A 13,471-nucleotide genomic window follows, 5' to 3' on the forward strand; every position below is an offset into this window, starting at 1 on the left:
CCTTCGTTGCAAAATTCTCGCTTTTTGAAAGCGCTATCCAACCAAAATAGGCTGGCAGGTTTAGAAAAGAAAATGCTTACATTTACCTATACGGTTAGAGCGCTTTTAGCCTCATATCTCTTGTTTGATCAATGAGTTCAAAATTAAGCCTATTCCCATTATAAACAATAATCAGACATTTGTTAAATGTTTAACTATAATTTTTTTTGATATTTTTTTTTCCAGCCTTCCGGTTCGGGCATGGAATAAAGGGATTTTGCTTCTTTTAATATATTTAATTATGTTTTTTTGCAAAAGCTCACGTCAGAAAAAATATCAAAAGAAAGTGGCATGAGCCACTCTCTTTTTAACCGCTGAAAAATTTCACTGCTTGCATCGCTAAATAGGCAATTCCAGCACCAATCAGCGGGCCAACAGCCACACCTTTGAATAAGCTGACTGCCAAAATCGTACCGAATACAAGTGCTGCGGTGATATGCGGATCGTTTTCGAGTAGCACAATGCCGTTTTTTGCAATTAATGCTACTAATATACCCGCTCCAAGAGCTATCCAAGCATAGGAAGATTTCATCGCTTCTCCAAGCTGTTTAAATCCAATGTCCCCTGTTGCGATCGGTACAAGCACAGCGATCGTGATGACCGTCACACCCCAATTGATACCTTTTGATTGCAGAACCGGGAATATTTTTTGATCCAGGCCAATCAGCTTAATGGCAATCAGCACAGAGACCGCTAAAATTAACGAATTGTTTTTTGCAATAAGTGCAATAACGAGTAAAAGAACCAAAAACAAATTTGCTTGAGTAAACATACGCCGCTCCTTTCTTTCTTTTTATTGCGACCTTTTCATATTACTAATCTTTTTGAATAAAATGAAGTATCGGACATGCTTGTTTTTTGGAGGGGATTGTGTGAATCACACTTATGTGGCCATTTTTTTGCGAAGTTTGATGATTTTCAGCATCGCCGTTTGTGCGGTTGTTTTTTTATATCAGTCTTTTCCGTTTTTATATCCATTTTGGATTGCATTTGCCGTGTCGTGTTTGATTCATCCAGCCGTATGCAAAATCGAAAACATGACCGGGATGCCAAGAGGTTTTGTTGTCATCATTGTGTTATTGCTCTTTTTAGTGGCAGCAGCTGGATTCATGACACTTTTAGTGGCGGAAATCATTTCAGGAAGTGCTTATTTAGCAAAGGTCCTGCCAGGTCATCTTGATCAAATGATTGGGATCGTGGAACGTTTTTTCACAGATCAGATTTTGCCTTTATATCATGATTTGACTGCTCAATTTAATACACTTCAAGCAGGTCAAAAGGAGTCGATTTTAGGACAAATCCAAGCACTTGGTGATGAAGCAGCGGCAAAAATCGGGACTTTCCTTTCAAAAACTCTTGAATTCATTCCAGCTTTTTTAGGTCTTTTGCCTGATGCAGCAGCGACACTTTTATTTTCCGCACTAGCGACTTTTTTTATCACAAAAGATTGGTTTACATTAAAAAAATATGGTTCTCGTATCTTTCCCGCCAAATGGATGCTTCATACACGTGCCATTTTATCTGAAATCAAAAAAGCCATTTCTGGCTTTATGAAAGCCCAGCTTCTCCTTGTTGCCATGACCATTGGGATCGTGCTGATTGGACTTTTCATCTTAAAGGTCGAGCATGCGATCGTGATCGCTCTATGTATTGGTCTAGTTGATTTACTTCCTTACATCGGGAGTGGCACCGTTTTTCTTCCGTGGATCATTTACTCCGCCATGACAGGAAATCTTTCACTCGCCATTGGACTGGGCATTTTGTATATTGTGGTGCTCATTCAAAGACAAATATCAGAGCCAAAAGTCTTAAGTAAATCAATTGGTCTTAATCCTTTAGCAACACTTGTGGCGCTGTTTGTCGGGTTAAAATGCTTTGGTTTTCTTGGACTTGCACTCGGTCCCGCTTCTCTTGTCGTTTGGCAGGCGTTTCGTAATGCAGGGGTTTTCAGAGACCTTTATCAGTACATTCGGTATGGTGCGCAAAAGTAAAAGAGACCTGATGCGAAGGTCTCTTTAGCGTATAATCGTATAGCGTTTGCGATTGGACATGTTTCTAAGCCAGCGCTCAAAGAGCGGTTTGATCCGTTTTCTTGTCATGGGAATGAGCAGCACAGCCCCAATCAGATCAGAAAGGAATCCAGGTATGAGCAGCAGCAAACCACCGATCAGAATGCAGAAGCCATCGACAATGGTGGCCCCTGGCATTTTGCCATATTGTAAATCTCGCTGCACTTTCTGAAATGCTTCTATTCCTTGTTTTCTTGCAAAGTAAGCACCTAATGCGCTTGTTAGCACAATGACTAGCATCGTTGGTAAAATACCAATGATGTTACTTGAGATTAAAAATAAACTAATTTCCACTGCCGGAAACAGAATCAATAATAGTAGAAAATATTTTTTCAAGCCATATCACCTCATGGGGTCTCTTTCATCGAAAGCTGTTTACTTTTTTTAGTGTAACATAAAAAAAAAGAGGAGTCAGATAACTCCCCTCGTGTGTGATTTAAAGGACGCTTGCACGGCCTTTGTAGATCGCTCCGCGTGCTGGATCTACTGTAATCTCTTCGCCTTCTTTTAGAAGTGTTGTGGCACTGTCAAGACCGACAATGACTGGAATGCCAAGGCTAAGCCCAACGACTGCTGCATGGCTTGTTAAACCGCCTTCTTCCGTGATAAGGGCAGATGCTTTTTCTAAAGCACCCATCATATCACGATCTGTGCAGTTTGCGACAAGTATCGCACCATCGTACATTTTTTCCTCTGCTTCTTTTCCGCTTTGTGCAATAACAACCGGTCCAAATGCAGATTTACGGCCAATTCCTTGACCCTTCGCAATGATGTCACCGACAACATACACTTTCATTAAGTTGGTAGTACCTGTTTCACCAACTGGCACACCAGCTGTAATCACGATTAAATCACCATGTCTTACATAGCCTGTTTCAATTGACTTTTCTACTGCATTCTCTAGCATTTCATCAGTAGATGTCGTTTTTGAACCGCTCTTTGCAAATACACCGAATACGAGTGAAAGTTTTCTTGCCACTGATTCGTTTGCTGTGACTGCAACGATTGGTGCTTTTGGTCTATATTTAGAAATCATTCTCGCTGTATGACCGCTCTCAGTAGGTGTCACAATTGCCGCCACATCAAGCTTCATTGCTGTGTGCGCAACAGATTGACCGATCGCATCTGTAATGCTGACCTCTACTTCTTCGCTTCTGCGAGAAAGGATTGCTTTATAGTTAAGTGCTTCCTCTGAACGTGAGGCAATGTTGTGCATTGTTTGCACAGCTTCAACTGGATATGTTCCTGCTGCTGTTTCACCAGATAGCATGATCGCATCTGTACCGTCAAAAATAGCATTTGCCACATCACTTGCTTCTGCACGAGTTGGACGCGGGTTACGCTGCATGCTATCCAGCATTTGAGTTGCTGTGATGACAGGCTTGCCTAAACGGTTGCATTTTTTGATTAGCATTTTTTGAACAAGTGGTACTTCTTCTGCCGGAATCTCTACACCAAGATCTCCACGCGCGACCATCAGTCCATCTGATACCTCAAGGATTTCATCGATGTTATCAACGCCCTCTTGGTTTTCAATCTTCGGAATGATTTGAATGTCAGCTGCGTTGTTCTTTTCAAGCAGCTCACGAATCTCAAGAACATCAGAAGCTCGTCTTACAAAAGAAGCTGCGATGAAATCGACACCTTGTTCAATTCCAAACAGAATATCATTGGCATCCTTTTCTGTAATACCCGGCAAGTTCACACTCACACCTGGTACGTTGACACCTTTTTTGTTTTTCAGTGTACCTGTATTCATCACTTTTGTGACGATTTCTTTTCGGTCCTTATTTAATTCTTTTACTTCTAGACCAATCAGACCATCATCTAATAAAATGGTTGAGCCCACTTCTACATCATGAATTAAATCTTCGTACGTCACACTGATTTTTTCAGTGTTTCCCACAATGTCTTCCATACTCACGATAAGATCAGCACCAGCAACTAACTCAATTGAGCCGTTTTCAACTGTACGTGTACGGATCTCTGGACCTTTTGTATCAAGAAGGATCGCAATGTCCTTGCCTAAAGTTTTACCTGCTTTGCGAATGTTTTCAATACGTGCACCATGCTCTTCAAAATCTCCATGAGAGAAGTTTAGTCTGGCTACATTCATTCCTGCTTCAATCAATTCAGTCAGCTTTTCAATGCTTTCACTTGCTGGGCCGATTGTACAAACGATTTTTGTCTTTCTCATTACTGTTCCTCCTAAGGTCTTCTCGTTTTATATAGAGAGCTCTTGTGAAAGTCGGTACATATTTTGATCGACTGTATGCTTTTTATCTAAGATGTCTAAAATATCGTGATGAACGAGTTCGTTGCTTTGAATGCCTACACAGCGTCCGCCTCTTCCTTCAAGAAGAAGTTCTACTGCATACGCTCCTAAGCGACTTGCGAGCACTCGGTCAAACGCACTTGGAGAACCTCCACGCTGAATATGTCCTAAGACAGATACACGCGTTTCAAGGCTTGTCTCCTCTTCAATTCTCTTACCAAATTCGACACCGCTGCCTACGCCTTCTGCGACAATGATGATACTGTGCTTCTTGCCGCGCTCATGTCCTCTTCTCAATCTGGCAATAATTTCGTCCATGTCATAGTCTGCTTCAGGAATCAAAATCGATTCAGCTCCGCCTGCAAGACCTGACCAAAGGGCAATATCCCCTGCATGTCTTCCCATTACTTCCACTACGTATGTACGTTCATGAGATGTGGCTGTATCACGAATTTTATCAATGGCATCAATGACTGTATTTAGTGCTGTATCAAAGCCAATAGTGAAATCAGTACCAGGAATGTCATTGTCAATCGTGCCAGGGACACCTACACATGGAAAACCGAGCTCTGTTAATTTCTTCGCTCCCATGAATGAGCCATCTCCACCGATGACAACAAGTCCTTCAATACCGAATTTTTTTAAGTTCTCAATCCCTTTTTCACGACCTTCAACTGTCTTGAATTCAGGACATCTTGCCGTGTAAAGTTTTGTTCCTCCACGATGAATGATATCGCCTACTGAACCTATTTCGAGTTTCTCAATTTTACCGTTAATTAGACCTGAATATCCATTATAAATACCGTAAACTTCTACATTATGGTAAATTGCTTTCCTTACAACTGCGCGCACAGCTGCATTCATTCCTGGGGAATCCCCACCGCTCGTTAAAACTCCTATACGCTTCATCTTTTTCACCTCAGAGACCATATATGAATTAAACATACCATTTCCACTGCTTGAAAACAATCATGAGCAAAACCGGATGTTTTCAATACGAATTTCTAAAACCGTACTTATTATACAATTAAATAAAATGTTTTTAAACAAAAGTTAAGAAAGTCATGAAAGCACTTTGTTCAAAAAACAGTTGATTCAAGTGCTCTAAACCTTGTCAAATCAACGTTTTCAGACGTTTCAAATTTTATGAAAACAAAAGAAAATTATTTTCAAATAGCGCTTACATCAGATCGTTTTGATGAAAAAAGACGAAAAAAATAAACGCCAGCCAAAAGGCTGTACGTTTATTTAGTTTACCCCAATATATTGATTTTCAATCGATACTTTGCCGATTGCTTTGTATTTTTGATATCTTTGTTCGACTAATTCTTCAGGCGATTGTTTGAGCAAAGATGTAAGTGACTGTTTTAATGTTTTTTCAATGTAGGCTGCTTGTTGTTTCACGTCTCGGTGTGCTCCACCTTGCACTTCTTTAATAACATCATCTATAATATCTAATTCTTTTAGGTCTGGAGCGGTAATTTTCATTGATTCTGCAGCTTTTTTCGCAAGTGATGAGTCCTTCCAGAGCAGTGCTGCTGCACCTTCAGGTGAAATCACTGAATATGTTGAGTTCTCTAGCATAAATAGGTGGTTTCCTACGCCTAAGCCTAGTGCTCCGCCACTTCCGCCTTCTCCAATGACAATACAGACAACCGGTACACGAAGTCCTGCCATTTCGAAAAGGTTTTTCGCAATTGCTTCACTTTGCCCGCGTTCTTCAGCTGCTTTACCAGGATAAGCTCCTTTTGTATCAATAAAGCAAATGATTGGACGATTAAATTTATCTGCTTGTTTCATCAAGCGCAATGCTTTACGGTAACCTTCTGGATGCGGCATCCCGAAATTACGGCGCAAGTTTTCTTTTGTGTCTTTTCCGCGCTGATGACCAATGACTGTGACAGGAAGTCCTTTAAACGTGGCAATTCCTCCAACGATGGCTTCATCGTCGCCATAAAAACGATCACCGTGACATTCGAAAAAGTGATCAAACAGCTCTTGAATGTAATCGAGAGTTGTTGGGCGCATCGCATGACGAGCAATTTGTACTCTGTCCCACGGCTTTAAATTTGTATAAATGTCTGTTTCAAGCTTACTCAGTCGCGTTTCAAGGCGCTCAATTTCCGCACTTAAATCCATCTCTGAGTTTTGTGTGAACTTTTTCAATTCATCAATTTTCGCTCGAAGTTCAATGACAGGTTTTTCAAATTCTAGTTCTCCAGCCACTCTCGTTCACCTCCTGTGCTGTGTAATGCTAAGATTTGGCCTAATGTTTCTTTCATTTCTGCACGGTGAATCACAGCATCTAGCTGACCATGCTTCATTAAAAATTCAGCCGTTTGGAAGTCCTCTGGTAGGTCTTCACGAATGGTTTGTTCAATGATTCTGCGACCAGCAAAACCAATTAATGCACCAGGCTCTGCAAAGTTGTAATCACCGAGAGACGCGAAACTAGCTGATACACCGCCAGTTGTCGGATTGGTCATCACAGAAATAATCAGACCTTGATCCTCGCTGAACAGCTTTAATGCTGAACTTGTTTTTGCCATCTGCATCAGACTAAGAATCCCCTCTTGCATTCTTGCTCCTCCAGATGCAGTGAAGATGATAAATGGCACCTTGTCCGCTTTTGCTTTCTCAATAGCTAGTGTAATCTTTTCACCAACGACCGAGCCCATGCTGCCCATACGGAACGTGGCATCCATGACAGCAATGACAGCACTTTGACCTTTAATTTCACCTTTTCCTGTCACGATGGCTTCATTCAAAGATGTTTTTTCTCTGTCTTTCTGAAGCTTTTCTTCGTAGCCTGGGAAACCGAGCGGATTCTCAGAAATGAGGTGACCGTTAAATTCTTCAAATGTGCCTTCGTCTACAAGGCTTTCAATACGTTGTTTTGCATTCATTTGCAAATGTCTGCCGCAATTCATGCAAACACGTAAATTTTTATCTAGTTCTTTGGTGAGCATTATTTTTTTACATTGCGGACATTTGGTCATGATGCCTTCAGGCACATCTTGACTTGCCTGTTCAGAGGGTACAGATGCATATTTTTTCTTTTTACTGAAAATATTCTTGATTGACAAATGACTACCTCCCTTTTTGAAGGGTTTTTTCTTTACACGCACATCCACTATTATAGGACATGTCATAACTGTACCGAAACTATTGTACTTTTTTTGTCAAACGCTGTCATCCTTCATTCAATTTTTTCAGTGGGGAATTGATGAGAAATGAGTATAGGTTTGGGGCGCTGAGTAGTTGGTATATGTGAATTGTGAACGTCTACAAAAAAATCTCATTTAGGATGAAAAAAATTTCGTGTAAGAGAGGAAATGGTGCACGTTTTTCCTCCAAATTCAGAAAGAACGTGCACACTTTTCCAATTCGATTACTCGCCGATAATCGTTAATTTTCTTGTTTTTTCTGCAACAGCTTCTGGGTCTACTTTGATTCTTGAAACGCCCGTTTCCATTGCTGCTTTTGCCACTGCTTTGGCTACCGCTGGCGCTACTCGTGCATCAAATGGTGCAGGGATAACGTATTCCGCTGACAATTCTTCATCTGATACAAGGGAAGCAATCGCTTCAACAGCTGCAATTTTCATTTCTTCGTTAATGTGTGTCGCACGTACATCAAGCGCCCCGCGGAAAATACCAGGGAATGCAAGGACGTTGTTCACTTGGTTCGGGAAGTCAGAACGGCCAGTTCCTACAACACTTGCACCTGCTGCATGTGCATCTTCTGGCATGATCTCTGGGTTTGGATTCGCCATTGCGAAGATGACAGGATCTTTTGCCATTTTTCCAACCATTTCTTTAGTTAAAGCACCTGCTACTGAAACGCCGATAAAGACATCTGCGCCTTCAATCACTTCTTCTAAAGAACCTTCTTTACGATCTTGGTTCGTGAATTTAGCTACTTCATTTTTCACTGCATTCATACCATTCGGACGGCCTTCATAAATAGCGCCTTTTGTATCACACATGATGATATCACGTACACCGAAATGATAAAGAAGTTTGATAATCGCAATTCCTGCTGCTCCAGCGCCGTTTGCAACCACTTTAATTGAAGACATTGATTTTCCAGACAGCTTCAGTGCATTCACAAGTCCTGCCACTGTTACAATCGCTGTCCCGTGCTGATCATCGTGGAAAACAGGAATGTTTGTCTCTTTTTTCAAACGCTCTTCAATGATAAAGCAGTTTGGTGCTGCAATATCTTCAAGGTTCACGCCGCCAAACGTCGGCTCAAGAAGCTTCACTGTTTCAACAATTTTGTCTACATCGTTTGTTGCAAGTGCGATTGGGAATGCATCAACACCTGCAAAGCTTTTGAATAAGACAGCTTTTCCTTCCATTACTGGAAGAGATGCTTCTGCCCCAATGTTTCCAAGCCCTAACACAGCACTTCCGTCTGTGACAACAGCGACCATATTGCCTTTCATTGTATAATCATACACTTTGCTTGTGTCGTCATAAATATCTTTACATGGCTCTGCCACACCTGGTGAGTAAGCCAAGCTCAAGTCTTTCGCATTTTTCACTTGTACCTTTGATTTTGATTCGAGTTTGCCTTGATTCTCTTTGTGCATATGTAATGCTTCTTCTCTTAATGACATGTGATGAACACTCCTTCAAGTGGAAAATGATTTAATGAATTGCTAAGTTGATAAGCACATACTTGGCAGTTTAAATACACAGAATCTTTAAAATGATAACACAATAGGTGAAATTGTAAAACATATTCAGACGATTTGTCATCATTTAATCACAACGTTTTGTTCACCTAGCAGCTCTTTTAACTGGAAAATGACCGCATGATCTGCATGAACTTTGTATGCATCTGGAAGTCTCATCGTCTTTTTTTGCTTTTCATAATACAAATAGACATCTGCTTCTCCCCTGTGCATGGAGATCACTCGCTTCACTTGTTCTAGAAGCTCCTGCGTATGGTTCTCTTCTTTGACTCGAATGTAGACAGATTCTTTTCTTTTAGAGCCCATCTCTTCCAGTAGAACAGCTTCTTGTACGATGATTTGACTGCTCTCATTTCTGACATCTATTCTGCCTTCAACATAAAGCATTGCGCCCTCCTCAAGTAAGGGGGACAGCTTTCTAAATTGCTCTGGAAAGACGACACCTTCCATTTCTCCCGTTTCATCCCCGAATGTGACAAATGCCATCGATTGTCCATTTTTTGTCCGAATCGATTTCAACTTTGTCAAAAGACCACCCATTGAGATCTTTCGCTTTATATAGGAAGAAAGTCTGATGATTTCCACTGCACCATTCTCTCTCAAACGATCTCGATACGCTTGTACTGGGTGATTTGATAAATATAACCCGAGTGCTTCTTTCTCAAATTGCAAGAGATCGACAAGCGGCATTTCTTCTATCTCCGCATATTTTAACTCAAGTGGGAAGGTTGTATCCCCAAGAAAGTCCAGCTGATCCTCAGGTGTTAAAAATGACACATGGTCTAACGCAATATCTATCGATGCTAATAACGAAGCACGATTTGGATGAAGCTCATCCATTGCCCCTGAGAAAATAAGGGCTTCAATCGTTTTTCGGTTGACACTCTTTGTTGATACCCTTGCGCAAAAATCAAATAAATCTTCAAATGGCTTTTCCTGTCTTGCTCTGTATATATCCTTTACAGCTGACACTCCGACATTTTTGATCGCTCTTAAGCTGTAGCGGATCTCCCCTTTTTCAACCGTGAATGGAAATTCGCTCTTATTAATAGAAGGCTTCAACACAGATATCCCTTTTTCCTTTGCCTCATAGAAATATTGAGCCACTTTGTCTTCATTTCCAATCACACTCGTTAAAAGACCGCACATAAAATATAACGGATAATGCGCTTTTAAATAAGCAAGCTGAAAGCCGATCATGCTATATGCAACAGCATGGCTTCTATTAAAACCATAGTTTGCAAATTTGACGATTAGGTCATAAACGTCATTTGCAATGTTAACAGGATACTCCTTTTTTAGGCATCCTTCAACAAAATGGCTTCGCTCTTCATCAAGCACCTTTTTATCTTTCTTTGAAACGGCTCTTCTTAGTAAATCAGCCTCGCCCAGCTTAAAGCCTGCCATCTTTGCTGCAATCAGCATGATTTGCTCCTGATAGACGATAACCCCATATGTATCCTTTAAGATGTCATACAAATCTGGATGCGGGTAGGAGACTTTCACTCTGCCATGCTTTCGGTCGATAAAGAGCGGGATATTCTCCATCGGACCCGGGCGGTATAAGGCATTGACAGCCACGATATCTTCTAGACTAGAAGGTTTCAGTCGTCTCAGCACCTGACGCATACCTTGTGATTCGAGCTGGAAAATCCCCGTTGTATCTCCCGCTGATAACAAATCAAACGTTTTCTGATCTTCATATGAAATGTCACTAAAGTTAATGTGGACGTTTTCCTGTCTTTCAATCTGGTTTTTAATGGATTCAATTAATGTTAAGTTTCTCAAACCTAAAAAATCCATTTTTAAAAGACCGAGATCTTCTAAATAATTCATCGCATATTGCGTCAAATACACTCCATCATGGCCTTCTTGAATAGGCACGACTTGTGTGAGCGGCTCCTCACTTAGGACAACGCCGGCTGCATGTGTTGATGTATGTCTTGGTAATCCTTCTACCTTTAAAGCGGTTTGAAACACTCTTTGCAGCTCTTCAGATTGCTGGAGCAATGTTTTTAATTCTGAGGAGACTGTCACCGCTTCTTTCAGTGTCGTCCCTGGCTTTGATGGGATGAGCTTTGCAAGGCGGTCTGCTGCTTTTGAATCAATTCCCATCACACGTCCGACATCTCTTAAAGCTGCCTTTGCGGCAAGTGTTCCAAACGTGACAATTTGCGCCACATGCATATCCCCATATTTGTCTTTTACATATGAAATGATTTCATCTCTTCTCGTGTCAGGAAAATCGATATCTATATCTGGCATGCTGATTCGTTCAGGATTTAAAAAACGCTCAAATAAAAGCCCGTGACGGATCGGATCGACATCTGTAATAAACAGAACATACGCAACTAAAGAGCCTGCTGCTGATCCCCTGCCAGGACCTGTGACAATGCCATGATCATGAGCATACTTCATAAAATCCCACACAATGAGGAAATAATCACTGAAATTCATTTTTTGAATGATGCTCAGCTCATACTCAAGCCTTTTGATATATGTGTCATTTGAAGCAATCTGTCTTCGTTTCATGCCTTCTTGGCACACTCTTCGTAAAAATTGATCAGCGGTTGATTGATCAGGTGTCGGATAGGTTGGCAGTTTCGTCTGACCAAGATTTAAATCGACCTCGCAGCGGTTTGCAATCTCAACCGTTCTTGCCAGCAATTCAGGATCATCACCATACCACTTCATCATTTCTTCGATCGATCTGAAATGCTTGTCTCCTTGGTCTTCCTCAATTTCTGATAACTGCTGGCCTGCTTTAATGGCTTTTAAACATGTATATGCGGTTTTGTCCTCTTGATGGATATAGTGGACGTCACCTGTTGCCACAAGCGGGATGTTCGCCCTTTTTGAGAGTTCCCTGAGCTTATGAGACAGCTCTTCGTCCTGCTGAAACGGCTGAACGGCTAAATACACATGTTCCTCACCAAAAAGATCTTTTAAATGGCTGGCTGCATCCCTTGCTTCATCTAGCTGATCATATTGCAGCAGCGTTTCAATATAGCCGGATACGCCTGGTGTGATGGCAATAAGGCCATGATGATAGGCTTTCAGCCATTTCTCTTTCAGGCCGGTTTTTGACTTTGATTTCAAGACACTGCTAATTTTGATCAAGTTTTGATAGCCTTCATTGTTTTTGGCAAGGAGGATCAAAGGATAAGCCTCTGTCTCTTGTTCATCTATGAAGACAGAAGCTGTTAAACCGATAATCGGTTTGATGCCATGCGTTTTACATTCCTTATAAAATTCAACCGTTCCATACATCACATGGTCATCGGTAAGAGCGAGCGCTTGATAGCCAAGTTCTTTCGCCTTTAATACGAGCTCCTTGACCTTCGCTGCACTGCTCAACAAGCTGTATCCACTGTGGACCTGAAGATGAACATAGGACATGCTTAATCCACTCCTTTCGTCTAAATTCATTCTTTCATTATAAAACGCGATGCGGTGAGAAACAAATGTTCTTTCTTTTCCGCTCGTTCATACTTGTCCAGCACACGCCATATATTGAATAGAGTGAGGTGGGAAAAATGGATGTGAAGGAAGCCTTTATTCCAAACTTTATTAGCTGTTATTTTATCGCACTGGGGGTTATTTTGGGCGGTGCCATTATCGGCGGGGTAGGTGCATATTTATCTGGTCAGCCACCGCTATCAATTATTTCAAGTCTTGCCAACCGCTTAAAAATTTGGGCACTTGTTGCGGCAATCGGTGGAACTTTTGATGCGGTCTATAGTTTTGAAAGAGGGATTTTCGAAGGGAACACACGTGATATTTTCAAGCAGATCTTGTTAATTATCTCTGCTATGGGCGGTGCGCAAACGGGGTATCTCCTGATTACGTGGCTCACTCAGGAGCATGTGTCATCATGAGGGTGCCTGAGCTGTATAAACGTCCAGGCTGGCAGCGTTTTTTTGCTGGGATGATGTTCGGCGCAATTATCAGCTGGCTGATTTTTCTCTTTACGTATGGCACCTTTCAAGAGAAGCAAGTGACACTGCTCAGAAGCCAGCAGCACCATATGGACAGTCTGAAAGAACAAATCACACTCTATCGGGAAGATTTGCATAAATTAAATGAAGACAATAAGCAGCGTCTGCTTATTCAGAGCGTAGATGTTCACCTCGTCAACCGTGAGCAGTACAAAATCCCGGAGCCAGATACCTTGAAATTTGAAGATCAGGTGAAAGAGGATATCTCAGAGGTGATCACAAAGGATATTGAAAGTGTCTATAAAACAAAAGAGCTCTTAAAACGGACCGTGGAAAATAAAGAATATACGATTAGAGAAAAGGCATACCGCGCCAAAGTCACTGAGCTGACCATTTATACAAAGCTATCGCTTGAAGTGCGTATTTCCTTTGCTGAATAATAGATGAT

11 protein-coding genes are annotated in these 13,471 nt (G+C 41.4%); 3 read left to right on the forward strand and 8 right to left on the reverse strand.

Annotated elements, in window-relative coordinates; all coding sequences use genetic code 11:
* Window positions 1-346 precede the first annotated feature (346 nt).
* Window positions 347-811, reverse strand: a complete 465-nt coding sequence (locus tag FXF70_RS08745; protein ID WP_007501699.1) for a DUF441 domain-containing protein — start codon at window positions 809-811, stop codon at window positions 347-349.
* A gap of 100 nt (window positions 812-911) precedes the next feature.
* Between FXF70_RS08745 and ytvI the strand changes: the two genes are divergently transcribed.
* Window positions 912-2,030 (forward strand): sporulation integral membrane protein YtvI, encoded by a 1,119-nt coding sequence (gene ytvI, locus FXF70_RS08750; RefSeq protein ID WP_025207772.1) that lies wholly within the window; start codon window positions 912-914, stop codon window positions 2,028-2,030.
* Between the two features lie 24 nt (window positions 2,031-2,054).
* Here ytvI and FXF70_RS08755 read toward each other — a convergent pair whose 3' ends face one another.
* The 7 genes from FXF70_RS08755 to dnaE form a co-directional block, all read right to left on the reverse strand.
* On the reverse strand, window positions 2,055-2,444 hold the full coding sequence (locus FXF70_RS08755) for an FxsA family protein (protein WP_007501703.1): 390 nt from the start codon (window positions 2,442-2,444) through the stop codon (window positions 2,055-2,057).
* 100 nt (window positions 2,445-2,544) lie between these two features.
* Entirely contained in the window at window positions 2,545-4,305 is a 1,761-nt protein-coding gene (gene pyk / locus FXF70_RS08760; RefSeq protein ID WP_008346071.1) for a pyruvate kinase, read from the reverse strand.
* 27 nt (window positions 4,306-4,332) lie between these two features.
* Entirely contained in the window at window positions 4,333-5,292 is a 960-nt protein-coding gene (gene pfkA / locus FXF70_RS08765) for a 6-phosphofructokinase (RefSeq protein WP_017358271.1), read from the reverse strand.
* Window positions 5,293-5,631: 339 nt separating this feature from the next.
* Window positions 5,632-6,609, reverse strand: a complete 978-nt coding sequence (gene accA / locus FXF70_RS08770; RefSeq protein ID WP_017358272.1) for an acetyl-CoA carboxylase carboxyl transferase subunit alpha — start codon at window positions 6,607-6,609, stop codon at window positions 5,632-5,634.
* Entirely contained in the window at window positions 6,594-7,469 is an 876-nt protein-coding gene (gene accD, locus FXF70_RS08775; RefSeq protein ID WP_008346077.1) for an acetyl-CoA carboxylase, carboxyltransferase subunit beta, read from the reverse strand. The genes accA and accD overlap by 16 nt, the downstream gene beginning before the upstream one ends.
* A 305-nt stretch (window positions 7,470-7,774) precedes the next feature.
* Window positions 7,775-9,007, reverse strand: coding sequence for an NADP-dependent malic enzyme (gene ystJ / locus FXF70_RS08780; protein ID WP_007501712.1), 1,233 nt, complete (start codon window positions 9,005-9,007; stop codon window positions 7,775-7,777).
* 141 nt (window positions 9,008-9,148) lie between these two features.
* On the reverse strand, window positions 9,149-12,484 hold the full coding sequence (dnaE, locus tag FXF70_RS08785) for a DNA polymerase III subunit alpha (RefSeq protein WP_148780116.1): 3,336 nt from the start codon (window positions 12,482-12,484) through the stop codon (window positions 9,149-9,151).
* A gap of 137 nt (window positions 12,485-12,621) precedes the next feature.
* On the opposite strand from dnaE, the gene ytrH reads away from it, so the two are divergent.
* Entirely contained in the window at window positions 12,622-12,963 is a 342-nt protein-coding gene (gene ytrH / locus FXF70_RS08790) for a sporulation membrane protein YtrH (protein ID WP_007501717.1), read from the forward strand.
* Complete coding sequence (gene ytrI / locus FXF70_RS08795) at window positions 12,960-13,463, forward strand: sporulation membrane protein YtrI (RefSeq protein WP_007501718.1); 504 nt, start codon at window positions 12,960-12,962, stop codon at window positions 13,461-13,463. The genes ytrH and ytrI overlap by 4 nt, the downstream gene beginning before the upstream one ends.
* Window positions 13,464-13,471: the final 8 nt, after the last annotated feature.

Source organism: Bacillus sp. Y3 (assembly GCF_008123875.1).
GTDB lineage: Bacteria > Bacillota > Bacilli > Bacillales > Bacillaceae > Bacillus > Bacillus altitudinis.

Bases quoted from the DNA above. Each gene is read 5' to 3' on its own strand.
- FXF70_RS08745 (WP_007501699.1), bottom strand. From the start codon at position 811: ATGTTTACTCAAGCAAATTTGTTTTTGGTTCTTTTACTCGTTATTGCA.
- pyk (WP_008346071.1), bottom strand. From the start codon at position 4,305: ATGAGAAAGACAAAAATCGTTTGTACAATCGGCCCAGCAAGTGAAAGC.
- pfkA (WP_017358271.1), bottom strand. From the start codon at position 5,292: ATGAAGCGTATAGGAGTTTTAACGAGCGGTGGGGATTCCCCAGGAATG.
- ystJ (WP_007501712.1), bottom strand. From the start codon at position 9,007: ATGTCATTAAGAGAAGAAGCATTACATATGCACAAAGAGAATCAAGGC.
- dnaE (WP_148780116.1), bottom strand. From the start codon at position 12,484: ATGTCCTATGTTCATCTTCAGGTCCACAGTGGATACAGCTTGTTGAGC.
- ytrH (WP_007501717.1), top strand. From the start codon at position 12,622: ATGGATGTGAAGGAAGCCTTTATTCCAAACTTTATTAGCTGTTATTTT.
- ytrI (WP_007501718.1), top strand. From the start codon at position 12,960: ATGAGGGTGCCTGAGCTGTATAAACGTCCAGGCTGGCAGCGTTTTTTT.